We start from the raw sequence: 22,925 nt of genomic DNA on the forward strand, positions 1-22,925 counted from the left end.
TTGGCGAGACCGGAGCCGGTCAGAGCGAACAGCGCGTTGAAGCCCGCCGGCATGTTGGCGCCGGCCAACAGCGCATTGTCGATTCCGGCCGCGACGTTCTTCTGGTTGATATTGGCGTTGGCGGGCAGGTTCGGCGACAGCAGGCCGGGATCGACCGTCAGTAATACCTCGTTGCCGACATAACTCACCCGCGCATTGCGGGCGAAACTGTTGCCGGCGAGAACGCCCGCCGTGTCGAAGGTGCCGTTGACGGTGCCCGCGATCATGATGGTGTAGGTGGTGGTTGCGCTGATGCGCGCCAGCGGATCGACCGTGACCTTGCCCGCAAGGTTGGCGATGCCGGTCACAACCGTCATGTCGCTCGATGCGCCCGATATCTGCACCAGATAGGTCGATGCCGCCGTCATCGTCAGGCTGCCGCTGACGGTGAGCGTGCCGATCGAATTGCCAGGCGCCAGCGTGCCGCCGTTGACGTTGGTGTTGCCGACCGTGCCGATGCCGCCAAGCGTACCTCCAGTGTTCACGGTGATGCCGCTTGCCGAGGTGATATCGCCGTTGACCGCGAGCGTGCCACCATTGACGTTGACCGGACCTGCAAAGGTGCTGGTGCCGGTCAGGGTCCAGATCGAATTGTCGACCTTGTTGAAGGTGCCGAACCCCTGATACTGCGCGGCCGCGTCGATCTGCGAGACATCGAAGCTCGCCGCGCCAGTGCCGCCGAGCTGGAACGTGTCGGCGCCGGTGCCAAGCACATTGGCCGTGATCACCGAGCCCGGCGCCAGCGTCAGCGTATTGCCACCGACGGCAAACCGGATCGCGGCGGTGCCACCGCTGATGGTACCGGCATTGAAGACCGAAGAACCGGCGCCGGTGGCGTAAATTCCGTACTGGCCACTGGTGATGCTGCCGGAATTGGTGACGTTGGCAAAGCCTCCGATGGCGCCAATGGCGACGACGGTGCCGGTGATGTTGCCGGAATTGGTGACGTTGGCGGAGCCTGCGGCGACGTAAATTCCCACCTTGCCGCCCGCAATAGTACCGCCGGCCTTGTTGGTTACTGTTGCCTTCTGGTCGGCAATAATACCACCGTCGACGAAACCAGCGATGGCGCCGCCGGTGATGCTGCCGGAATTGGTGACATCGGCGATCGCGGCCCTAATTCCATACAGGCCGCCTGTAATACTGCCGCCGGCACTGTTGGTTACCGTTGCGGTCGTTTGGGCGAAAATACCGGCGTCGGTGCCGCCGGTGATGCTGCCGGAATTGGAGACATTGGCAAAGCCTCCGACGGCGGAAATTCCGCTCTCGGCGCCGCTGATGTTGCCGGAGGCATTGTTGGTCACCGTCGCGTTGGACTGAGAGATGACGCCGAAGGAGCCCGCGCCAGTGCCGGTGATGCTGCCGGAATTGGAGACATTGGCAAAGCCTCCTCCGACGGCGGCAATTCCGAACCCGCCGCCCGTGATGTTGCCGGCAGCATTGTTGGTCACCGTCACGCCGACTGAGCCGGCAATGCCGACCTGGCCGCCCGTGATGTTTCCCGAATTGGTGACATCGGCGACCGTGGCGCCAATTCCGTAAAAGCCGCCCGTAATACTGCCGCCGGCATTGTTGGTTACCGTTGCAGTGCCTACCGCGCCAATACCGGCGTTGGCGGCGCCGGCGATGCTGCCGGAATTGGTGACATCGGCAGATCCGAGAGCAAAAATTCCGTGCGCGCCGCCTGTGATGCTGCCGGCGGCAAGGTTCGTCACCGTCGCGTTGGTGTCGGCGTAAATGCCGCGGCCCAAAAGGCCGTCGGTGCCGGTGATGCTGCCGGAATTGGTAACAGCGCCCGAACCGAGAGCGAGGCCGTTCTGAAGACCGGTGACGGAGGCGTTGATATCGACAGTGACCGTGACGCCAGTTTCGACGGCGGTGCCGTAGCCGTTGTTGGGGTCTGCGCTGGTGCCGGGCGCGCCGGCGCCCTGATTAATGGTGATCCCGGTACAGGTCGCGGTGACATCGTTGGCGGATGCGGGGGTGCAATCCGCCTGCGCGGCTGTATCGGCCAGCAGCACGATTGCGATGGCGGCGACCAGAGTTGGCGCCGCGGCCGTGATGGCACGCCACCAGGCGGAGCCACTACGCAGCCGCGCAGTCCCGGACATTTGCGCTAGCCCCGTGGCTGCGCGCGATTCCGTTAGTGCAGTATCCGAGCGAGCGCGATGGCGCGCATTGAGCAACTGTCGCGCCATACAAATTTCCGTTATTCCAAAATTGATCTTCACTGTGGACTATCGTCAGCATCAAAGATTCCGCCGCTGAACCACGGGGCGCAGTTTGATGGTGATCGTTGCCTCAAAGGCACAGCTGGGTGAGATGGCAAACCTGGTGCGGTCCGAAAACCCCCTAATTAGGTGGCTCGCTGTCTTTTATGCATGCCCGACTTGGGCCAAAGGTCGAAACTGCGGGACTGCTTGTGCAAGTCTGCTTGAACTTCAAAAGCGGACACTTCCACTTTTATGAGTCCACGTTCTACGCCGCGTAGGTCGCCCGCAACTTCTTCGGATCAAGCAGCGCCAGAACGCCATCCGCCGACACCGGCCGGCTGATGAGATAACCCTGCACCTCGTCGCAATCGATCTGGCGCAGATATTCGAGCTGGTCGGCGGTCTCGACGCCTTCGGCGACCACGCCGATGCGCAGGTCGCGCGCGAGCCCAACACCGATTTCACGATCGCGGCGCAGTCGGGGTGCACCAGCATGTCGCGGATGAAGGACTGGTCGATCTTGATGCGGCTGAACGGCAGCTTGCGCAGGTAAGTCAGCGAGGAGAAGCCGGTGCCGAAATCGTCGAGCGCCACGGTGACGCCGAGCTCCAGCAGCGCGTTCAGGACCGACGCGGCCGAGGCGTATTTCGACAGCAGCATCGATTCCGTGATCTCGATCTCGAGCCGGTGCGGGGCGATCTTCGCGTCCGCGAGCGCCTGCACGATGATCTGGAGGAGGCCGTTGCTGTGAAACTGCGCGGCCGAGAAATTCACCGCGACCCTGATCTCCTCGGGCCACTCGGCAACCGTGGCGCAGGCGCGGCGGACAACCCATTCGCCGATCTCATGGATGAACCCGGTTTCCTCGGCGATCGGAATGAACTCGCTCGGCGGCACCAGCCCGCGCTGGGGATGCTGCCAGCGCAGCAGTGCCTCGAAGCCGGTGATGCGGTTGCCGTCGAGGTCGAGGAACGGCTGGAACACCAGGAACAGCTCGTTCCTGGCGACGGCGCCTTCCAGATCCGATTGCAGCGCCTTGCGGTCGCGTGACGAGCGGTCGTCGGCTTCCTCGAAGAAACACACCGTGCCGGGTCCGGCCTTCTTGGCGCGGTAGAGCGCGGTGTCGGCGTTCTTCATGATGTCGAGTTGCGTGCTGCCGTCGCGCGGCGCCAGCACGATGCCGACGCTGGTCGCGCCGACGATCTGGCGACCCTCGATCTGGAACGGTTCGTCGAAGGCCGCGACGAAGCGCTCGGCGATCTCGAGCGCATCCTCCGGCCGCGCCCGATTGGCCATCACCAGCGCGAACTCGTCGCCGCCGATGCGTGCGACATGCTCGGCCGCGCGGGTGCAGCGTTGCAGGCGGCTCGCGATCTGGACCAGAAACTCGTCGCCGGCGGGATGGCCGAACTTGTCGTTGACCTCCTTGAAACGATCGAGATCAAGCAGAAGCACCGCGAATTCCTCGCCGGACAGAGCGAGCCGCTTCAAGGCTGCATCGAGCGTTTCGTTGAACGCGACGCGATTGGGCAGATGGGTCAGCGAGTCCTGCCGCACCGTACGCTCGGCCTCGATCTGCCGCATCACGCGCCGTGCGAACGCGATCGAATTGACGAACACGCTGCGCAGCAGCACTGATCCGTAGACGACCACCAGGAAAGCGATCAGCAGAAACGCCGGATCGCCATTCCTGCCGAGGCAGATCGCGATGCCAGCGAAGATCGGGGCCGTGAATGCGATCGCGGCGATCGGGATGGTGGCGAAGGCCAGCGCGCCCCCCGCCAGCATCCCCGAGCAAAGGCAGGTGATGACGAGCTGCCCGCCCGTTGAGGCATTGACGAAGAATGCGACCGGAACGGTGCCCCAGGCGGCGCCGAGGATGAAAGCATTGCGCACCAGCCGATGCATGGCCCGGCGCGAGACGAATTGCGGTTTGGTGATGCGGCGCGCGGCATGGGATTGCAGGCCGAACGCGATCGCGGCGCCCGCCACGATGGCGGCCCAGATCAAGGCCAGCTTCAAGTCCGGCGAATGCCACAGCGCGACGACGAGTACCCCGGCGTTGCAGGCATTGGCCAGCATGATGCCGACCGAATAGCCGAGCACCAGCGACATCTGTTCGGCGCGGATATGGCCGGCGACGGCTTCGTCGGTTACGGGACCGCCAAAGGCCGACAGATCGCCGGCGAACAGCCGCGCGAAATAGCTGGTCGTTTGAGTCCGCATTCCAGAGCCTAGCAGCATGGGCCGCTTGTCCGGCCCGGTCAGGAGAATTCGCTGCAAACCTTTGACGAACTATGAATTATCCAAACTTGCGACGATTGCTCTGACCACTTCTGCGTGTTCGCGATATTGTATCGATAACAAATCGATACAAATGCGGCGCCTCGCGTTACGGCTGTGACGGGAGGCTATGTTCGCTACCAATTCCGCTGTCATGCCTCGCCTTGTGCGCACTTGCGCACTGGGGCGGGGCATCCAGTACGCCGCGGCCTATCGGATCAATCACGCCTGTCTCGGAGTACTGGATCGCCCGGTCAAGCCGGGCGATGACAGTTGTGCTTCAGGCATCACCGCCCCAACTGCTTCGGATCGTAATAGAACCGCTCTTCGATCAACTGATCGCCCCGCCAGGTCTGCCATGCGATCTCATCCAACGTTCGGATGATGCCTTCGGCATTGGTGAAGCTGAATCTCCAGCGCGTCGCGACATGATCCCCTTCGATCAGGCTCGGCCCAATGCGCACCGCCTTGACCTCCTTGAAGGCTGCCAGCACGCCGCGCTCCTTGGCGGCGAGCTTGTCGCGTCCGACCACGGGATCGCCCTGGTTTTCATAGGTGGCGGCGTCCGGCGTGTAGTAGTCGAGGATCGCCCCGACGAAATCCCCGTCCTCCAATCGTTTGGCAAAAGCTTCGACGACATCACGGCTCGGCATGGTGCACCTCACGAATAAAACCGACTGTTGGTCGGTAAATACCGACCGACGGTCGAAAAGTCAACTGGCTGTCCTCGTCCATTTCGACTACAGCAGACCCATGGCGAAACAGGCGGAGCGGCGGGCTGCGACATTGGAGGCGATCCTGACGGCGGCGCGCCGCCTGTTCGGGACGCAAGGCTTTGTCGCGACGACGATGGACGAGATCGCCGAAGCCGCCCACGTCGCCAAGGGCGCGGTGTATCATCACTTCAAGACCAAGGAGGCGGTGTTCGAAGCGGTGTTCAATGAGGTCTCGCGCGACCTCGTCGCCGAAATCGACAGCACGGCCCGTGCCGAGAAGGACGTGCTTGCCGCGATGGTCGCCGGCACCCAGCATTATTTCGCCGCGACCGCGAAGGGCCCGACCGGCCAGATCATCCTGCGCGACGGCCCGGCCGTGCTCGGCTGGGAGCGCTGGCGCGAGATCGACGCCAAACATTTCGGCGGCAAGCTGCCGCGCGCGATTGCGGCGGCGATGGAGGCCGGCCTGATCGCGCGGCAGCCGGTCGAGCCGCTGGCCCGGCTGCTGCTCGGCGCGGTAACGGAGGCCGCCGTCGCCTGCGCCGGACGCGCCGATATCGCAAGGGCGGGTGCGGAATATGCCCGTGCGTTCAGGTCGCTGGTCGAGGCGCTGCGCGTGGCTGCATGATCGTGCTAAGTGATGATTGGAAACGCCCGTCAACAAAAAGAACAGTAGCGCATGAACGCAACTTCCTCCCTGACACCCTCCGACCCTGAATTCGACTACATCATCGTCGGTGCCGGCTCTGCCGGCTGTGTGCTCGCCAACCGGCTGTCGGCCAACGGCAAGCACAGCGTGCTGCTGCTCGAGGCAGGCCCGAAGGATTCCAACATCTGGATCCACGTGCCGCTCGGCTACGGCAAGCTGTTCAAGGAAAAGACCGTCAACTGGATGTACCAGACCGAACCGGAGCCTGAGCTGAAGGGCCGTCAGGTGTTCCAGCCGCGCGGCAAGACGCTGGGCGGATCGAGCTCGATCAACGGCCTGCTCTATGTCCGCGGTCAGCACGAGGATTACGACAGATGGCGTCAGCGCGGCAACGCCGGCTGGGGCTATGACGACGTGCTGCCCTATTTCAAGAAGGCCGAGAACCAGTCGCGCGGCGCCGATCAATACCACGGCAGCGGCGGCCCGCTGCCGGTCTCCAACATGGTGGTGACCGACCCGCTGTCGAAGGCCTTCATCGATGCCGCGGTCGAGACCGGTCTGCCCTACAATCCTGATTTCAACGGCGCCACCCAGGAAGGCGTCGGTCTGTTCCAGACCACGACGCGCAACGGCCGCCGCGCCTCGACGGCGGTGGCCTATCTCGGCCCCGCCAAGGCCCGTCGCAATCTCAAGATCGAAACTGGCGCGCTTGGCCAGCGCGTGCTGTTCGAGGGCCGCCGCGCGATCGGCGTTGAATACCGTCAGGGCGCCACATTGCGCCGCGCCCGTGCGCGCAAGGAGGTCGTGCTGTCGAGCGGCGCCTACAACTCGCCGCAGCTGCTCCAGCTCTCCGGCGTCGGACCCGCCGACCTCCTGCGCAAGCACGGCATCGACGTCGTGCTGGACGCGCCGGGCGTCGGGCACGATCTCCAGGACCACATGCAGGTCCGCATCGTGATGCGCTGCTCGCAGAAGATCACGCTGAACGACACCGTCAATCATCCGCTCCGCCGCACCATGGCTGGCGCGCGCTATGCGCTGTTCCGCAAAGGCTGGCTGACGATCGCGGCCGGCACGGCGGGCGCGTTCTTCAAGACCAGTCCGCGGCTGGCCTCGCCCGACATCCAGGTCCACTTCCTGCCGTTCTCGACCGACAAGATGGGCGAGAAGCTGCACGATTTCTCCGGCTTCACGGCGTCGGTGTGCCAGCTCCGTCCCGAAAGCCGCGGGTCCTTGCGCATCAAGAGCGCCGACCCGACAGTGCCGCCGGAGATCCGCATCAACTACATGTCGACCGAGACCGACCGCACCACCAACGTGGAAGGCCTGAAGATCCTGCGCAAGATATTGCATGCACCGGCGCTGAAGCCGTTCGTGGTCGACGAGTACGATCCCGGAGCGAAGGTGTCCACGGATGCCGAGCTGCTGGACTATTGCCGTGAGCGGGGCAGCACCATCTACCATCCAACCTCGACCTGTCGTATGGGCAATGATGCGCTCGCGGTGGTCGATCAGCGGCTGAAGGTGAGGGGCCTCGAAGACCTCCGAATCGTCGACGGTTCGATCATGCCCGATCTCGTGTCGGGGAACACCAACGCGCCGATCATCATGATCGCCGAAAAGGCCTCCGACATGATATTGGAGGATGCGCGGTAAACTCGCGTCTTGAGAGGATTTGGGCTTGGCTACGCGATTCAAGATCGGCACACGCAAGAGCGCGATGGCGCTGGCACAGACGGAAGAGATCGCGCGCCGCCTGACCGCCGCCATGCCCGATCTCGACGTCGAGATCGTCAAGTTCGACACCACGGGCGATCTCGACCAGACCAGCAAGCTGTTGCCCCATGGCGGCAAGGGCGGTGCCTTCGTGGCGCAGATCCGCGCCGCGGTGCTGTCTGGCGAACTCCACGCGGCGATGCATTCGCTGAAGGACATGCCCGGCAACGAAGACACGCCCGGCCTCGTGATCGGCGCCACGCTCTCGCGCGATCCTCCCAACGACGCGCTGGTGCTGCGTGACGGCGTGACGCTGGAGGCGTTGCGCCAATCTCGTGGCAAGGGTTTCAAGATCGGCACCAACGCCGTCCGCCGCGCCGCCTATGCGCGGCGGTTGTTTCCGGACGTGGAGATCATCCACTTCCGCGGCGCCGCGGACACGCGCGTGCGAAAACTCGACAATGGCGAGAAGCAGCGCCTGCCGGATGGCGGCGCGGTGGGGCCTGCGGATGCGCTCATCATGGCGCGGTCCGGCCTCGACCGCGTCGGCCTTTCACAGCGCATCGCCTACGAGTTTACCGCAGCCGAGATGCTGCCGGCAGCGGGGCAGGGCATCGTCGCCGTCGAATGCGCCGCGCAGGACTGGCAGACGCGTCGCATCCTCGCATCGATCGACGATCCCGCTGCCCACGCCTGCGCCGATGCAGAGCGCGAGGTGCTGTGGGTGCTGAACGGCCATTGCAATTCGCCGGTGGCGGGCTTTTCGACCATTGCGGGTGATCAGATGTCGCTCACCGCGTCCGTGCTCGATCTCTCCGGCAACACCATCATCGAAGCCTTGCGTTCGGGCCCCGCCAATCGCCCACGCGAACTCGGCCGTGCGGTGGGACTGGATCTGCTGGCCAAGGGCGCCGCGGAGATCATCGAGCGCAGCCGGCCGCGCTAAGTCGGCCGCGAGGCGGGCATCGGTGGATGATGGCATCATGCGCCTGTTTTGCCCGACGGGTCAAATGTTGGCGCGCTCTGATGCGATGACGGCGCACCTGATTTCAGTCCGCCCTAAGTCATTGATCGGGCGTGGCCTCTCTACTGTGCATGGGGTTGTTTTCGCGTTTTTTTGTTTTTCCGCTCCCCAGGCGCAAAATAAATCAGCCCCGAACCCGCTTCAGCATCTGCTCGACATGGGCGATCGGCGTCTCCGGCTGGATGCCGTGGCCGAGATTGAAGATGAACCGCCCTTGCGCGAAATTCGCCAGCGTGTCGTCGACCGCGCGGTCGAGCGCGGCGCCGCCTGTGATCAGCACCAGTGGATCGAGATTGCCCTGAACCGCAACCTTGCTCTGCACGCGCTCGCGGATGAAGGCCGGCTCCGCGGTCCAGTCGATGCTGACGGCGTTGACGCCGGTCGCCTCGACGAACCCGGGCAGTTGCGCACCGGCACCGCGCGGAAAGCCGATGATCTTGGCGTCCGGCACCTTGGCGCGCACGCCTTCGACGATGCGCCGGGTCGGCTCGACCGACCAGCGCGCGAACTCGGAGGGTGGCAGCACGCCGGCCCAGGTGTCGAAGATCTGCAAGGCGTTGGCGCCGGCCGCAAGCTGCGCCAGCAGATATTCGATCGAGTTCTCGACCAGCACGTCGATGATAGCTGCGAACGCCTCCGGATGCCGGTAGGCCATCATCCGCGCCGGGGCCTGGTCGGGCGTACCCTGGCCGGCGACCATGTAGGTCGCCACCGTCCACGGAGCGCCGCAGAAGCCGATCAGCGCGATCTTGGGATCGAGCGCGCTGCGCACGATCTTGAGGGCCTCGAACACCGGCGCGAGCTTGCCGAAATCGGCGTGCTTCGCCAGTGTTGCGACCTTGGCGGGATCATCCAGCGGTTCGAGCCGCGGACCCTCGCCGACCTCGAAGCGCACGGAACGTCCGAGCGCATAGGGGATCAGCAGGATGTCGGAGAAGATGATCGCCGCATCGAAGCCGAACCTCCGGATCGGTTGCAGCGTCACCTCGGCGGCAAGCTCCGGGTTGAAGCAGAGATCGAGAAAGCCGCCGGCCTTGGCGCGCACCTCGCGATATTCGGGCAAGTAACGGCCGGCCTGCCGCATCATCCAGATCGGCGGAACGACCTGCCGCGGGCCGGAGAGGACGTCGATGAATGGTTTGGTCGCAGACTGGGGCACGAACGGTCCTGAAGATGGTTAGGGCTCCTGATACACCGCCACGGCCCGAAGCGGAACAGGGGAACCAAGCGCAATTGGGCCGCGTTGACCAGCCAACGGAGGACGAGACCATGGCTGAGACATTCAACCCCGCGCCGCATGACAAGCACGCCGACGATCTGCACGAAGCGCTCGCCGCCGACCGCCACGCCAAGCTCGACGCCGGTCTGAAAGATACCTTCCCGGCGTCCGACCCCGTGAGCGCCGCCCAGCCGACGCCCTCGAAGGCCGATGCGGAGGCCGACAATCCCTCGCTCTGGGACAAGGTTAAGGCGATCTTCAGCTAAGGCGGAGAGCGCCGGATTCCGATAGGTTTGCTAATGCCTTGTTAGCGATGCGCTGATTCCGGCGTCCGTACGACTACGGAAAGCCGGGGACATCACTGCATATTTCTCCCGGTGTTTCAGAGTTCAATAACAGAAGCAGCAGAGTTTCCGGTCATCGGAGAATTCTGCTGCATGAGTGCTGTAACCCAAAGAGCCGGATGGAGCCGCCTGCCGCTGCGGGCGGCTGCGTTCGTCGCGCTGACCTGCGTGGCCATCCTCGGCGTCAGCGGCTGGCGGGAATGGGCGGCCCGCGACGCGGTGCTCAAAGGCGCCGAGGCAGAAATGGCGAACGTTGCGCGCTCGCTGACGCAACATGCAGAGGACAGCCTCGATCTCCTGGATTCAGGCGTCGTCGGCGTCGTCAGCCGGCTGGAGATGGACGGCAGTGAGCCGGCCACGATCGCCAAGCTCCGAAACCTGCTGGAGGCGCGCAAGAAGGCGATAGAGCGCATCCATAGCCTCGCCATCATCGACGAGCGCGGCAACTGGTTGACCTCGCCTGGCACGATCGGCTCGACGCTCAATGACGACGCGTTCTTCCGCTATCACCAGCTCTCGCCGAAACGGGAACCCCATGTCGGCCGTCCCGTGAAGAGCCTGCTCGACGGCGAGTGGGTCGTCACCCTGTCGCGCCGTTTCAACAAGCTGGACGGCAGCTTCGGCGGCGTGGTGCTCGCGACCATCAGCTCGGGATATCTCTCGCATTTCTACGAACAGTTCGAGCTCGGCCGCAACAGCTCGGTGGCCTTGACGCACGGCGACGGCCTGATCATCGCGCGCAATCCGAGCAACGACAGGTTCGTCGGCCGCAGCGTTGCCGATACGCCGCTGTTCCGCGATGCCGCCTTGCAGCGGCCGGGCGGCGCCTATCATTTCAAGTCGCCGCTCGACGGCGCCGAACGCGTCAGCTTCTTCAAGCGCTCCGGCCGTTATCCGCTGGTCCTGCTCGCCACCGTCGACAAGGCCGAATTGCTGGCGCCCTGGCGTGCTGCGGCGATCTCCCGCATGCTCTACGTGCTCGCGCTGGTCATGCTGATCGCGATCATCGGTGCGGTGCTGGTGCGGCAGCTGCAACGGGGCCAGAGTATGGCGGCCGCGCTGGTCGAGAAGGAAGCGCATTTCCGACTGCTTGCCGAAGGCTCCAGTGACATGGTGACGCGTATCGGGCTCGACGAGCGGCTGCGCTATGTCTCGCCGTCATCGATTGGCGTCGTTGGCTGGCGCGCCAATCAACTTATCGGTACCCTCGCGCTGGCCGGCATTCACCCGGACGACCGGCCGCAGGTCCAGGCCCTCGTCGACGCCATGAAGCGCGGCGATGCGGAGGAGGCGCGGGTCACCTATCGCAATGTGCACCGGCAGAACTCGGAAGTCTGGCTCGAATCGACCATGCGCGTGACCCGCAAGGAGAATGGCCGCGTCGACGGCGTGGTCGCGATCTCGCGCGACATCACCGAGCAGAAGAAGCTCGAGACCCGGCTCGAAACGCTCGCGATCGAAGACAGCCTCACCGGGCTTGCCAATCGCCGCCGCTTCGATGAACGATTGAAGGAGGAGTGGGCGCGTGCCTATCGCGAGCGCTCCAGCCTCTCTTTGCTGATGATCGACGTCGACCACTTCAAGTCTTACAACGACGACTACGGCCATCCCGCGGGCGATGCCTGCCTCCGGCAGGTGGCCCAGATCATCGCTGCTGAGGCGCAGCGTTCCGGCGATCTTGCGGCGCGTTATGGCGGCGAGGAGTTCGCCATGTTGTTGCCGAACACCGACGCTGCGGGCTGCGCCCTGATCGGCGACCGGATTCGACGGGCGATCCGTGATGCGGGCCTGGTCCACACCAGCAACCATGTGGCTGGCTGCGTCACCGCTTCGCTCGGCGGTGCTGCGTGCCGGCCGGCGCTGGAGCGCACGGCCGGCGTCACCTCGCTGATCGAGGCCGCCGACCAGGCGCTCTATGCCGCCAAGGAGGCCGGGCGCAACCGGCTGATGATGTCGGGCGAGGTGAGCAACCTTCTGCTCAAGGCGTCCGGTCAGTAAGCCCGCTCAATAATGCGGCGGACGCTCATTGGCGGCTCCCGGCGCATTCGCCTCGGCCTCCTGCAGCCGCTCGCCGAGCTCTGCGATTCTCCGCGTCAGCGCGTCGATCTGCTTCCACTGCGCGGTGATGGTCTGGTTCAGCGTCTCAATCGCGTCGTCCTGATAGGCGAGGCGGGTCTCCAGCGTGTCGATGCGCTCGCCGAGCGTCTTGATCTCATTCGTCACGTGCCGCGTCCTTGTCCCGCTCGCGCAATCCAAATTCTTGCAAACCAAGTTGTTGCAAACCGTGGCCGAGCGCGACGCGCTCGTCGAACACGAAGCATTCGCCGCGCCAGCGACTCTGAGCCTCCGGCACCTCTTCCAGATATTTGAGAATGCCGCCCTTGAGGTGATAGACCTCGGCAAAGCCGCGCGCGAGCAGGTGCGCGCTCGCCTTCTCGCAGCGGATGCCGCCGGTGCAGAACATCGCGATTCTGCGGTGTCTGGCGGGATCGAGCTGCTCGGCCGCAAATTCCTTGAACTGGCCAAAACTCCTGATGCCCGGGTCGACTGCGCCGTCAAACGTCCCCGTCGCCACCTCGAAGGCGTTCCTGGTGTCGAGCACCAGCGTATCGGGCGCCTCGATCAGCGCGTTCCATTCGCTCGCATCGACATAGGTGCCGACCTGCCGCGTCGGGTCGGCGCTTTCGTCGCCGAGCGTGACGATCTCCTTCTTCAGCCGCACCTTGAGCCGGCCGAATGGCATCGTCTCGGCGGTCGAGAACTTCAGTTCGAGATTGTTCAACCTGCCGCCGAACATGTCGCCGTGCGCGAGCTCTTGGGTAAGCGCGTCGATCGCCTCGCCCGCGCCCGCGACGGTGCCGTTGATGCCCTCCTGCGCGAGCAGCACGCTGCCCTTCAGCGCCAGGCCAGCGCAGAACGCGCGCAGCGGCTCGCGCAGCTCGCGGTAATCGGGCAGGGCGGCGAATTGGTAGAAGGCGGCGACCTTGTAAATCATGGCGCCCGTTTAGCAGGCGGGGCTCGCCCGGAAAACCCGCATCGAGCAGCTCTATTCCCGGCGGATGGCAGCCATTTCCCTGGCATGCCAGCATTGCCCCGGCCGGCCGGAATGTGTCATGTAGGCCCGGTTTTTCCGAGATGGCGCGCCATCCGCACCAGACGCCCAATGAGAGCAAGAATTCGATGAGAAACTTCCATTTCCCCGGCAGGTCCACGGTCCACGCCACCAACGCGATGGTGGCGACCTCGCATCCGCAGGCGTCGCTCGCCGCGATCGAGGTGCTGCGCGAGGGCGGCACGGCGGTGGACGCGGCCGTCGCGGGTTCGGCCATTCTCGGCGTGATCGAGCCGCAATCGACCGGCATCGGCGGCGACTGCTTTGCGCTGATCCAGCCGCGCGGCGAGGGCAAGATCATCGCCTATAACGGCTCCGGCCGCGCCCCGAAGGCGGCGAACGCCGATTGGTATCTCGAGCGCAAGATCAACTCCGTGCCGCTGACCTCGGCGCATGCGGTCTCGATCCCCGGCGTGATCGACGCCTTTGCAACCGTCTTGCGCGATCACGGCAAGTTCGGCTTCGACCGGCTGCTTCAGCCCGCGATCAAGGCGGCCGAGGAAGGCTACGTCGTCGCCCCCCGCATCGCCTTCGACTGGAAGAACCAGTTCGAGAAGCTGAAGGCCGGCACCAACACGGAGCGATATCTGCTGCCGCACGGCAAGCCGCCGGTGGCCGGCGACGTCATCCGCCAGGCCGAGCTCGGCAAGACGCTGCGGGCGATCGCCAAGGACGGCCGCGACGCCTTCTACAAGGGCCCGATCGCGGAAGACATGGTGGAGACCCTGCGCGGAATCGGCGGCCTGCACACGCTCGACGATTTCGCCGCGCACACCACCGAGACGACGACGCCGATCGGCACCATGTACAAGGGCTACGACGTCTGGCAGTGCCCGCCGAACGGACCCGGCCTCACCATGCTGCTGATGCTCAACATCCTGTCGCGTTTCGACCTGACGAAATACGCGCCGCTCAGCATCGAGCGCTTCCACCTCGAAGCCGAGGCCGCGCGCATCGCCTACATGCATCGCGAGCTGCATGTCGCCGATCCCGAGCACATGCAGATCGAGGTCGCCAGGATCCTCGCCAAGGAATACTGCAACGAGCACATCGACAAGATCCGCATGGACGGCATGCTCGACCTGCCGAACGTCGCGCCGCCGATGAACCCGTCGACCATCTACATCACCGTCGTGGACAAGGACCGCAACGTCTGCTCCTTCATCAACTCGGTTGCGCATTCCTTCGGCTCGGCGATCGTCTCGAACAAGACCGGCATCCTGCTCCAGAACCGCGCCGGCGGCTTCCGCATCCAGCCCGGCCACCCGAATTGTATCGCCGGCGGCAAGCGTCCACTGCACACGATCATGCCAAGCCTGCTCACCAAGGGCGGCCGTTCCGTGATGCCGTTCGCGGTGATGGGCGGACAATATCAGCCGGTTGGCCAGACCCATGTGGTGACCAACATTCTCGATTATGGCTGCGACGTGCAGGAGGCGATCGATATGCCGCGCGGCCTGCATTATGAAGGTCAGTACCAGCTCGAGGACAGCGTGCCGGCCGCCATTGTCGAAGGCCTGAAGAAGCTCGGCCACAAGACCACCAGCGTCGTCGGTCCGCTCGGCGGCGCGCAGGCGATTTGGATCGACTGGGACAAGGGCACGCTCACCGGCGGTTCCGATCCGCGCAAGGACGGTTGCGCGCTCGGATACTGACCACCGCGCGGAGTTCCCCGCGCGAGATCAGGAAAAGTTGACGAAGGGCGACGCGGCATTTGCTGCGTCGCCCTTTCTCGTTCGGAACGGAGCTCATTGCTTCAGGTTAAGGGCCGATGAGCGGTGCAGGCGTGCGCTGCTCTTGCTCGAAGCGGCGGAGGCCCTCCATGTCCGAAAAATCAGGTTCCGGACCGTCTGGATTCGATCGGCGCGCCTTCATGGCCGGCGTTGCCGGCAGCGCGCTGCTCCCCATGACGGCGCGTGCGGCCGCGCAGGATGCGAGCGTGTCGGCCGCTCAGGATCCGGCGCTTCCTGTCGATGTCACGCTGCGGGTCAACGGCAAGGACAAGCGCCTGCGCATCGACGCCCGCACGACGGTGCTCGACGCGCTGCGGGAGCATCTCAAGCTCACCGGCAGCAAAAAGGGCTGCGACCACGGCCAATGTGGTGCCTGCACGGTACTGATCGACGACCGGCGCGTGGTGTCGTGCCTGACGCTCGCGCTCGCGGCCGAGGGGCAGGAGATCACCACGATCGAGGGCCTTGCCACCGACGATCATTTGCATCCGATGCAGCAGGCCTTCGTCGACAACGATGCGTTTCAATGCGGCTATTGTACGCCGGGCCAGATCATGTCCGCCGTTGCCTGCGTCAAGGAGGGGCATGCGGGCAGCGAGGCCGACATCCGCGAATACATGAGCGGCAACATCTGCCGCTGCGCCGCCTATCCCAACATCGTCGCCGCCGTGAAGCAGGCCGCGCCCGAGATCATGAAAGGCTAGGCGCATGCGACCGTTTTCGTTTCAAAGGGCAACAGACCCCGACATGGCGGTGCAGGCGCTCAGTGCTGCCGCAACTGCGAACAATCCGCTGACGAAGGCTACAGCACAGCCGCTCGCTGGTGGCACCACGCTGATCGACCTGATGAAGCTGGACGTGATGCGGCCCGCCGCGATCGTCGATATCAATCCGCTGGCGCGGGGCTGGTCGGCGATCGAGCCCGGCAGTGACGGCTTGCGGCTCGGCGCGCTCGCGAAGATGTCCGACGTGGCGGCGCATGCCGAAATCCAGCGCCACTACCCGGTGATCGCGAATTCCCTGAAGCTTGCCGCCAGCGCCCAGCTGCGCAACATGGCGACGCTCGGCGGCAACGTGATGCAGCGAACGCGTTGCAGCTATTTCCGCGACGTCTCCTATGAGAATTGCAACAAGCGCAATCCTGGTTCGGGCTGTGCCGCCATGGATGGCGTCAATCGCACGCATGCGGTGCTGGGTACGTCCGATCAGTGCATCGCGACCTATCCCGGCGATTTTGCCCAAGCGCTGGTCGCGCTCGATGCGGTGGTCGAGATCACCGGCAGGTCCGGCACGCGCAACCTGCCGTTCGCAGATTTGCACAAGGCACCCGGCAGGACGCCCGACATCGAGACCACGCTTCGGCCCGGTGAGCTGATCTCGGCGTTCTCTATTCACGGCCGCTGGCCGCGCTCGGTGTATGTCAAGGCGCGCGACCGGCAGTCCTACGAGTTCGCGCTGTCGTCGGCTGCGGTCGCGCTCGACGTGCAGGATGGCACGATCAGGGACGCGCGTGTCGCGCTCGGCGGCGTCGCCACCGTGCCGTGGCGGGCGCGCGGGGCAGAGGCGCTGCTGAAGGGCCAGAAATTCGACGACGGTCTGGCGCAGCGTGTGGCCGACGCCGCGTTTGCCGACGCCAGGGGCCGCCAGCACAACAGCTTCAAGATCGCGCTCGGCAAGCGCGTGGTGGCGCGCGCGCTCCAGCAGGCTGTAACGATGGAGATCTGATCATGACCGCTGCAGCTCCCGAGCCGAAAGCGAACATGGGCAAGCCCGTGCCGCGCTATGATGCGGCCGCAAAGGTCACGGGCCGGGCGACATATGCGTCCGACATGCCGCTCGACAATCCTGCCTACGCATTCCTGGTCACCAGCGCCATCGCCAAGGGCCGCATCGACAGTTTCGATCTCGACGATGCCAGGCGGGTCCGCGGCGTGATCGACATCGTCACGCATGAGAACGCTCCGAAGCTGAAGGAATCGAAACTGTTCAGCAATGGCGGCTATGCCGGCACCACGATCCAGCCGCTGAAATCGGCTGACATCGCCCATGACGGCCAGATCATCGCCGTCGTCATCGCCGAGAGTTACGAGGGGGCGCGCGAGGCCGCCAATCGCGTCAAGGTCAGCTACACGGCCGTAGCGCCGAGTGCGAGCTTCGACTCGCCGGGGACCACCACGGCAGCGGCAAAGGGACAGAACGCACAGTTCAGGGAAGACCCGGAGGTCGGCGATTTCGCCAAGGCGTTCGACGCGGCCGAGGTCAAGCTCACCGCCTCTTATGAAACGCCGACCCAGCACCACAATCCGATGGAGCTGTTTACGACGAGCTGCGCCTGGATGGGCGACGAGCTCGTCGTCTACGAGGGCAGCCAGTACGTCTACGGCCTGAAGAACGGCGTCGCCGAGCAGCTCGGTATCGACGCCGACAAGGTCCGTGTCGTCAATCCCTATGTCGGCGGCGGCTTTGGTTCGCGCGGTTCGATGACGTCCCGCACTGCCATCATCGCCGGCATTGCCAAACGCCTGAACCGGCCGATCAAGCTGGTGCCAACCCGCGACCAGGGTTTCACCATCGCCACCTACCGCGCCGAGACGCGCCATGAGATCAGGCTTGGTGCGGGTCGGGACGGCAAGCTGGTGGCTTTGAGGCACGACGGCGCGGAGGTTTCGTCGCGTCCGGATGCCTATTGCGTCGGCGGCACCAAGACGACGACGCGGCTCTATGCCTGCCCGAACGTCGCAAGTCTGGTGTCGATCGTGCGCGCCGACCGCAATACGCCCGGCTTCATGCGCTCGCCGCCGGAGGTGCCGTATCTCTTCGCGCTGGAGAGCGCGATGGACGAGCTCGCTGTGAAGCTGAACATGGACCCCGTCGAGCTCCGCCGCATCAACGACACCACCGTCGAGCCGATCGGCGGCAAGCCCTATACATCGCGGTCCTTGATGGCGTGCTTCGACGAGGCCGCGAAGGCGTTCGGCTGGTCGCAGCGCTCGCCGCAGCCGAAATCGATGTCGGACGGCGACTGGCTGGTCGGCTATGGCTGTGCTGCCACCTGCTATCCGACGCAGATGGCGCCGTCTGCCGCGCGCGTCCGCCTCCAGCGCGACGGCCGTACCCGGGTCGAGATCGCCGGTCACGAGATCGGCACCGGTGCGTATACCGTCATCGCCCAGACCGCGGCCGAGCGGCTCGGCGTGCCCTTGGAGAAGGTCGCGGTCTTCCTGGGTGACAGCGATCTGCCGCCGGCGCCCGTTGCCGGCGGTTCGAACTCGACTGCCAGCACCTGCTCGGCGGTGATGATGGTGTGCGACCGCATTCGCCAAAGGCTGTTCAAGGCCGTGATGCCGAGCGACAGCCTCGCTGACAAGGCCAAGGAGACTGTCGGCATCAGCCAGGCGCCGAGCACGCAGGCGGCGCAGAGCGATCGTCCACTCGATCTCGAGAAGGCCTTCGACGCGCTCGGCGTCGGCATCGTCGAGGAATACGGCGAGTGGAAGGCCGAAGGCGCGCCGCTGGATTCCTTCACGGCCATGCACAGCGGGCACGCGCGACTCGTCGGTGGCCATCAGATGAAAGACAAGATCGCCTATGCCTTCGGTGCTGAGTTCGTCGAGGTCCGCGTCAACCGCTTTACCCATGAAATCCGCTGCCCCCGGCTGGTGGGAGCGTTTGCGGCGGGCCGCATCATGAATCCGCGCACGGCGCGCAGCCAGCTCATGGGCGGCCTGATCTGGGGCATGTCCTCGGCGCTGCTGGAGGCCACCGAGATCGACGAGCGCAATGCACGCTACGTCAACGATAATCTCGCCGACTATCTCGTGCCCGTGAATGCCGACGTGCCCGGTGTCGAAGTGATCCTGCTCTCCGAGCAGGACGACCGTATCAACCCGGCCGGCGTGAAAGGCCTTGGCGAGCTCGCCAATGTCGGCACCAATGCGGCGATCTGCAATGCGATCTATCACGCCACGGGCCAGCGCATCCGCAAGCTGCCCGTGCGGCTCGAAAATATCGAGATGTGAGGGGTGGAAACGGCGTCAGCGTTGCGCTAGACACCTTGCGCCTCAAACGGAAGGTCTCTTATGCAGCGTTTACAGCGCGTGCTCCTCGCCATCATGTCGGCACTCGCGATCACCGTGATCGCCGGCGTGTCCGATTTCGTTTCCACCACGGCCTCGGCCCAGACCGCAGGGAAGACCATGACCACAGCTTCAGGTTTGCAGATCACCGACAGCGTCGCCGGTACCGGTGCTTCGCCCAAGCCCGGCCAGATCTGCGTGATGCACTACACCGGCTGGCTCTACGAGAACGGCCAGAAGGGCAAGAAATTCGACTCGTCGGTTGACCGCAACGAGCCGTTCGAATTCCCGATCGGCAAGGGCCGGGTCATCGCCGGCTGGGACGAGGGTGTTGCCTCCATGAAGGTCGGCGGCAAGCGCACGCTGATCATTCCACCGCAGCTCGGCTATGGCGCCCGCGGCGCAGGCGGCGTGATCCCGCCGAACGCGACGCTGATGTTCGACGTGGAATTGCTCGGCGTGAAGTAGCCCGCAAACAAAAAGACCGGCCTCTCGGCGGGTCTTTTCGCTTTCAGTGCGACGCCGTTATTCCGTCGCGCGCTTCGCAGCAGCCGCGGCGCGATCGACCGCGTCCTTCGCGGCGTCCTTGGCATCGCCCATCGCTTGCTGGCCCTTACCCTTCACTTCCTGAACCGCACCTTCGCCCTTCATGCGCTCGGACCCGGTGGCTTCACCGATGCCCTGCTTGGCCTTGCCCATTGCCTCGTTTGCGGTGCCCTTGATCTTGTCGGTCGTGCTACCCATGAAACTCTCCTGCGGTTTGCTCTCTGGGACAACGTCCAACGGCTATGAGGGTTCCGTTTTTGTTATGGCTCGATGTCGCGGCTTTGGGTTAGTTTGCCGCACACGGAACCAATAGAAAGCAAGTCTTATGACCGGCCATGACCATTCGCATTCCCACCATGACCCCGATCACGATGATCGCTGGAAACATGACGGCGTGCGCGTCATCCCCGGCAACCAGCTCGATACCAACGTGCCGTCGACGGCGGGCATGGACCGCGCGGCCGCGATCAATTTCGCGCGCGTCGGTGCGCAGAAGTTGTGGGCGGGCACGGTCAGCATCAAGCCCGACGCCAAGACGGGCGCGCATCACCATGGCCATCTCGAAAGCGTGATCTATGTGGTGAAGGGCAAGGCGCGGATGCGCTGGGGCGAGAGCCTGCAATTCACCGCGGAGGCAGGCCCCGGCGACTTCATTTTCGTCCCGCCCTACGTGCCGCATCAGGAGATCAACGCCAGCCCGGACGAGGTGCTGGAATGCGTGCTGGTGCGCAGCGACGGCGAGGCGGTCGCGATCAACCTCGACATCGAGCCGGTCGAGAAGCCCGAGACCGTGCTGTGGGTCGATCCCATTCACCGAGATCCCAACGAGAAGAAGTGAGGAGCACCTGAAAGCCAGCGGGTTCTGTGCGACAGAACCTCGCAGGCAAGGGTCCAAAAAAGATCCGGAAGCCGTGTCGGATCGCCGCTTGGCCGTCCGTCCTTGGGGCAGAACCCCGCCCAAGGAGCTCCGATGCCCAGGATGATTTTCCTCAATCTGCCCGTGACCGACCTCAAGCGCGCCACGGCCTTTTACGAGGCGGTCGGTGCGACCAGGAATCCGCAATTCAGCGACGAAACAGCGAGTTGCATGGTCTTTTCCGAGACCATCTACGCGATGCTGACGACCCACGAGAAATTCCGGCAGTTCACGCCGAAGCCGATCTCGGATGCAAAGACCTCAAACCAGGCGCTGTTCTGCCTGTCCGCCGATAGCCGGACCGAGGTCGACGATATCGTCGGCAGGGCCGCGGCTGCAGGCGGGGTGGCCGATCCCAGCCCGAAGGACGAATACAGCTTCATGTACGGCCGCAGCTTCGAGGATCCAGACGGCCACATGTGGGGCGTGAACTGGATGGACATGGCAGCCTTCGCGGCGCAGTCCGACATGGCGAACGCCTGATCTGAGCGCGCGAACATCACAACTGAAGAGGAGCATTCACGATGTCCAAGGTCGTTCCCTGCATGTGGTTCAACGGCGATGCCGAGGAAGCCGCGAAGTTCTACGTCTCGCTCGTGCCGAATTCGGCGATCACGCATGTTCAGCGCAACGTTTCAGATGGCCCGTCCGGCAAGGAAGGCTCCGTGCTCGTCGTCGAATTCTCGGTGGCGGGACAGCCCCTCGTCGCCCTCAACGGCGGCATGAAAATGGAATACACCCACGCGATCTCGCTGATGATCCATTGCGACGATCAGGCCCAGGTCGACAGCGTCTGGAATGCGTTCCTGGCCCATGGCGGCAAGGAAGAGCAGTGCGGCTGGCTCAGGGATCGCTGGGGCGTGGCCTGGCAGGTCGTGCCGAAGGTTATGTTCGAATTCCTCTCGAGCCCCGACAAGGCGGCTGCCGCACGCGCGATGCAGGCCATGATGAAGATGGTCAAGCTGGACGTGGAAACCTTGCGCCGCGCGTTCGAAGGCAAGTCGGCGGCGTGAGCCGGTGAGCTCGCACCACACACTCACTGTCATCGCACGGCTTCGACCGCGCGATCCAGTACGCCGAGACGGTCATTGGTCAATCGATCGGCCGCGGCGTACTGGATGCCCCGGTCGAGCCGGGGCATGACAGCGGAATCTGAGGCGAAGGCCCGCCGCTAATAATTGATCCGCAGCCCCACGCCGCCATGGATGGTGTTACCCACCGGCTGCGGGCCGAGCGTGCCATTGGCGAACAGGTCGACGATCCAGCCCTTCTGCACCCGGAAGCCGAGCCGGCCGCCATATTCGAACCAGCCTTGGTTGCCCATGGTCGGCACCACCATGCCGTCGCCGGTCACGGTCGCGACGATGCCGCTATGGCCAGCGAATGACTGCACCCAGCCACCGTTGATGTTGGCCTCGATATTGCTGCCAAAGAGATGCGTCCACTGGCCGCCGATCTTGACCAGGCTGGTGCGGTCGGTGCCGGTCGCGATGCTGGCGTCGAACGGATTGAACGCCACTGCGCTGTCGGTATAGCCCGAGACGCGCTGCCAGAGCTGCCAGACCTCGATCGAGGCGGCGACCTCGTCGCGGGGCGACACGCGGCTCATCCAGCCGGCGCGGCCATAAACGGCGTAGTTCGCGGCGTTGGTCGAACCCGTGACGTTCACCGGGCCGAGGCTGGTGTTGTAGCTGCGGGTGTAGCGCGCCTTCTCCCACGGCGTCAGGATCGTGCCGACGTCGAAGAACGGGCGCGACGAGCCCCAGTCGGTGAAATCATAGCGCAGCGCGAACGCGGCGATGGGAGCGCTTGTGATGTTGTAGCCGCCCTCGCTGTACTGCGTGTAGGCGATGCCGGCGAGCAGCGACAGATTGTTGGTCAGCTCCTTGCGGCCGTGGATGCCCGCTGAAAACGAGCCTGCGGAGCCGAACGCGCTGACGCAGTTGTTGCAATTGATCTGCTCGTTGACGCCGAGCAGCACCGTGCCAAGCACCCGGTTGGTGATCATCTGGTTGAAGCGCTGGTTGGCGAGGCCGCCGATCGAGCCGCCGCTGGAATCCGCGCCGGTCGGCCTCGGCGTCGGCGTTGGGCTCGGTGTCGGCGTCGGCGTCGGGCTCGGCGTGGAGGACGGATAAGGGCTCGGCGATGGCGAGGGGCTGTAGGTCGGCGTCGGCGAGGGTGAATAGCTCGGCGCCGGGGTGGGCGTCGGCCCTCCGCACTCGGACTCGCAAATCGTGGCGGCTGCCGCCGGACGGGCCTCGACCGCGATCAACGCAAACGCAGCCACGACGGTCAGCACGCTCGCGAGCATGAAGCGCCTGACGTTGAATACTTCCATC

19 protein-coding genes and 2 pseudogenes are annotated in these 22,925 nt (G+C 64.7%); 13 read left to right on the plus strand and 8 right to left on the minus strand.

The window, feature by feature from the left end; genetic code table 11:
- From IVB13_RS21025 to IVB13_RS21035, 3 genes and pseudogenes are all read right to left on the minus strand, one after another.
- Positions 1-2,150 (minus strand): annotated as a pseudogene (locus IVB13_RS21025) (hypothetical protein); the annotation flags it as partial.
- A gap of 367 nt (positions 2,151-2,517) precedes the next feature.
- Positions 2,518-4,478 (minus strand): annotated as a pseudogene (locus tag IVB13_RS21030) (EAL domain-containing protein).
- A gap of 344 nt (positions 4,479-4,822) precedes the next feature.
- Entirely contained in the window at positions 4,823-5,188 is a 366-nt protein-coding gene (locus tag IVB13_RS21035; protein ID WP_018455021.1) for a nuclear transport factor 2 family protein, read from the minus strand.
- 100 nt (positions 5,189-5,288) lie between these two features.
- Between IVB13_RS21035 and IVB13_RS21040 the strand changes: the two genes are divergently transcribed.
- The 3 genes from IVB13_RS21040 to hemC are packed head-to-tail and all read left to right on the plus strand — an operon-like array spanning position 5,289 to position 8,562.
- Positions 5,289-5,879, plus strand: a complete 591-nt coding sequence (locus IVB13_RS21040) for a TetR/AcrR family transcriptional regulator (protein WP_247490305.1) — start codon at positions 5,289-5,291, stop codon at positions 5,877-5,879.
- Between the two features lie 51 nt (positions 5,880-5,930).
- Positions 5,931-7,556, plus strand: a complete 1,626-nt coding sequence (locus IVB13_RS21045) for a choline dehydrogenase (RefSeq protein WP_018455019.1) — start codon at positions 5,931-5,933, stop codon at positions 7,554-7,556.
- A gap of 25 nt (positions 7,557-7,581) precedes the next feature.
- Complete coding sequence (gene hemC, locus IVB13_RS21050) at positions 7,582-8,562, plus strand: hydroxymethylbilane synthase (RefSeq protein ID WP_247490307.1); 981 nt, start codon at positions 7,582-7,584, stop codon at positions 8,560-8,562.
- 202 nt (positions 8,563-8,764) lie between these two features.
- On the opposite strand, the gene hemE is transcribed toward hemC, so the two are convergent.
- On the minus strand, positions 8,765-9,799 hold the full coding sequence (gene hemE / locus IVB13_RS21055) for a uroporphyrinogen decarboxylase (RefSeq protein WP_247490309.1): 1,035 nt from the start codon (positions 9,797-9,799) through the stop codon (positions 8,765-8,767).
- Positions 9,800-9,909: 110 nt separating this feature from the next.
- Here hemE and IVB13_RS21060 point away from each other — a divergent pair, with 110 nt between their 5' ends.
- Together IVB13_RS21060 and IVB13_RS21065 are read left to right on the plus strand one after the other, a co-directional pair.
- Positions 9,910-10,125 carry a hypothetical protein gene (locus tag IVB13_RS21060; protein ID WP_007595236.1) on the plus strand — a complete coding sequence of 72 codons (216 nt, stop codon included), beginning with the start codon at positions 9,910-9,912 and terminating at the stop codon, positions 10,123-10,125.
- Positions 10,126-10,296: 171 nt separating this feature from the next.
- A complete protein-coding gene (locus tag IVB13_RS21065) occupies positions 10,297-12,201 on the plus strand; it encodes a diguanylate cyclase (RefSeq protein ID WP_247490311.1) in 1,905 nt (634 codons plus the stop codon).
- Positions 12,202-12,207: 6 nt separating this feature from the next.
- Here IVB13_RS21065 and IVB13_RS21070 read toward each other — a convergent pair whose 3' ends face one another.
- The gene (locus IVB13_RS21070) at positions 12,208-12,426 is read right to left on the minus strand and encodes a SlyX family protein (protein ID WP_007606917.1); all 219 of its coding nucleotides are present in this window, start codon (positions 12,424-12,426) and stop codon (positions 12,208-12,210) included.
- On the minus strand, positions 12,416-13,198 hold the full coding sequence (locus tag IVB13_RS21075; RefSeq protein ID WP_247490313.1) for a rhodanese-related sulfurtransferase: 783 nt from the start codon (positions 13,196-13,198) through the stop codon (positions 12,416-12,418). Before IVB13_RS21075 ends, IVB13_RS21070 begins: the two co-directional genes overlap by 11 nt.
- 185 nt (positions 13,199-13,383) lie before the next feature.
- Here IVB13_RS21075 and ggt point away from each other — a divergent pair, with 185 nt between their 5' ends.
- From ggt to IVB13_RS21100, 5 genes are all read left to right on the plus strand, one after another.
- Positions 13,384-14,970, plus strand: coding sequence for a gamma-glutamyltransferase (gene ggt, locus IVB13_RS21080; protein WP_247398037.1), 1,587 nt, complete (start codon positions 13,384-13,386; stop codon positions 14,968-14,970).
- 167 nt (positions 14,971-15,137) lie between these two features.
- Entirely contained in the window at positions 15,138-15,752 is a 615-nt protein-coding gene (locus tag IVB13_RS21085; protein ID WP_247398041.1) for a (2Fe-2S)-binding protein, read from the plus strand.
- Positions 15,753-15,756: 4 nt separating this feature from the next.
- Positions 15,757-16,773, plus strand: a complete 1,017-nt coding sequence (locus IVB13_RS21090) for a xanthine dehydrogenase family protein subunit M (RefSeq protein ID WP_247490314.1) — start codon at positions 15,757-15,759, stop codon at positions 16,771-16,773.
- A 2-nt stretch (positions 16,774-16,775) separates the two neighbouring features.
- Positions 16,776-19,067: a xanthine dehydrogenase family protein molybdopterin-binding subunit gene (locus tag IVB13_RS21095; RefSeq protein ID WP_247490316.1), complete on the plus strand. Its 2,292-nt coding sequence runs from the start codon at positions 16,776-16,778 to the stop codon at positions 19,065-19,067.
- Positions 19,068-19,127: 60 nt separating this feature from the next.
- Positions 19,128-19,592, plus strand: coding sequence for an FKBP-type peptidyl-prolyl cis-trans isomerase (locus IVB13_RS21100; RefSeq protein ID WP_007606926.1), 465 nt, complete (start codon positions 19,128-19,130; stop codon positions 19,590-19,592).
- Between the two features lie 57 nt (positions 19,593-19,649).
- Here IVB13_RS21100 and IVB13_RS21105 read toward each other — a convergent pair whose 3' ends face one another.
- The gene (locus IVB13_RS21105) at positions 19,650-19,868 is read right to left on the minus strand and encodes a CsbD family protein (RefSeq protein WP_247475132.1); all 219 of its coding nucleotides are present in this window, start codon (positions 19,866-19,868) and stop codon (positions 19,650-19,652) included.
- A gap of 127 nt (positions 19,869-19,995) precedes the next feature.
- Between IVB13_RS21105 and IVB13_RS21110 the strand changes: the two genes are divergently transcribed.
- From IVB13_RS21110 to IVB13_RS21120, 3 genes are all read left to right on the plus strand, one after another.
- On the plus strand, positions 19,996-20,508 hold the full coding sequence (locus IVB13_RS21110; RefSeq protein ID WP_247475133.1) for a cupin domain-containing protein: 513 nt from the start codon (positions 19,996-19,998) through the stop codon (positions 20,506-20,508).
- Between the two features lie 132 nt (positions 20,509-20,640).
- The gene (locus IVB13_RS21115) at positions 20,641-21,069 is read left to right on the plus strand and encodes a VOC family protein (RefSeq protein ID WP_204513805.1); all 429 of its coding nucleotides are present in this window, start codon (positions 20,641-20,643) and stop codon (positions 21,067-21,069) included.
- A 41-nt stretch (positions 21,070-21,110) separates the two neighbouring features.
- The gene (locus IVB13_RS21120; RefSeq protein WP_204513806.1) at positions 21,111-21,599 is read left to right on the plus strand and encodes a VOC family protein; all 489 of its coding nucleotides are present in this window, start codon (positions 21,111-21,113) and stop codon (positions 21,597-21,599) included.
- A 158-nt stretch (positions 21,600-21,757) separates the two neighbouring features.
- Here the strand turns inward: IVB13_RS21120 and IVB13_RS21125 are convergent, their stop codons facing one another.
- A complete protein-coding gene (locus IVB13_RS21125) occupies positions 21,758-22,924 on the minus strand; it encodes a hypothetical protein (protein ID WP_247475134.1) in 1,167 nt (388 codons plus the stop codon).
- Position 22,925 lies beyond the last annotated feature (1 nt).

The organism is Bradyrhizobium sp. 17 (assembly GCF_023073515.1).
Classification (GTDB): domain Bacteria; phylum Pseudomonadota; class Alphaproteobacteria; order Rhizobiales; family Xanthobacteraceae; genus Bradyrhizobium; species Bradyrhizobium canariense_D.

What these genes read in the sequence shown, in the direction of transcription:
- IVB13_RS21035 (WP_018455021.1), bottom strand. Translation starts at nt 5,188, where the DNA reads ATGCCGAGCCGTGATGTCGTCGAAGCTTTTGCCAAACGATTGGAGGAC.
- IVB13_RS21040 (WP_247490305.1), top strand. Translation starts at nt 5,289, where the DNA reads ATGGCGAAACAGGCGGAGCGGCGGGCTGCGACATTGGAGGCGATCCTG.
- IVB13_RS21045 (WP_018455019.1), top strand. Translation starts at nt 5,931, where the DNA reads ATGAACGCAACTTCCTCCCTGACACCCTCCGACCCTGAATTCGACTAC.
- IVB13_RS21060 (WP_007595236.1), top strand. Translation starts at nt 9,910, where the DNA reads ATGGCTGAGACATTCAACCCCGCGCCGCATGACAAGCACGCCGACGAT.
- IVB13_RS21065 (WP_247490311.1), top strand. Translation starts at nt 10,297, where the DNA reads ATGAGTGCTGTAACCCAAAGAGCCGGATGGAGCCGCCTGCCGCTGCGG.
- IVB13_RS21075 (WP_247490313.1), bottom strand. Translation starts at nt 13,198, where the DNA reads ATGATTTACAAGGTCGCCGCCTTCTACCAATTCGCCGCCCTGCCCGAT.
- ggt (WP_247398037.1), top strand. Translation starts at nt 13,384, where the DNA reads ATGAGAAACTTCCATTTCCCCGGCAGGTCCACGGTCCACGCCACCAAC.
- IVB13_RS21085 (WP_247398041.1), top strand. Translation starts at nt 15,138, where the DNA reads ATGTCCGAAAAATCAGGTTCCGGACCGTCTGGATTCGATCGGCGCGCC.
- IVB13_RS21090 (WP_247490314.1), top strand. Translation starts at nt 15,757, where the DNA reads ATGCGACCGTTTTCGTTTCAAAGGGCAACAGACCCCGACATGGCGGTG.
- IVB13_RS21095 (WP_247490316.1), top strand. Translation starts at nt 16,776, where the DNA reads ATGACCGCTGCAGCTCCCGAGCCGAAAGCGAACATGGGCAAGCCCGTG.
- IVB13_RS21100 (WP_007606926.1), top strand. Translation starts at nt 19,128, where the DNA reads ATGCAGCGTTTACAGCGCGTGCTCCTCGCCATCATGTCGGCACTCGCG.
- IVB13_RS21105 (WP_247475132.1), bottom strand. Translation starts at nt 19,868, where the DNA reads ATGGGTAGCACGACCGACAAGATCAAGGGCACCGCAAACGAGGCAATG.
- IVB13_RS21110 (WP_247475133.1), top strand. Translation starts at nt 19,996, where the DNA reads ATGACCGGCCATGACCATTCGCATTCCCACCATGACCCCGATCACGAT.
- IVB13_RS21115 (WP_204513805.1), top strand. Translation starts at nt 20,641, where the DNA reads ATGCCCAGGATGATTTTCCTCAATCTGCCCGTGACCGACCTCAAGCGC.
- IVB13_RS21120 (WP_204513806.1), top strand. Translation starts at nt 21,111, where the DNA reads ATGTCCAAGGTCGTTCCCTGCATGTGGTTCAACGGCGATGCCGAGGAA.
- IVB13_RS21125 (WP_247475134.1), bottom strand. Translation starts at nt 22,924, where the DNA reads ATGGAAGTATTCAACGTCAGGCGCTTCATGCTCGCGAGCGTGCTGACC.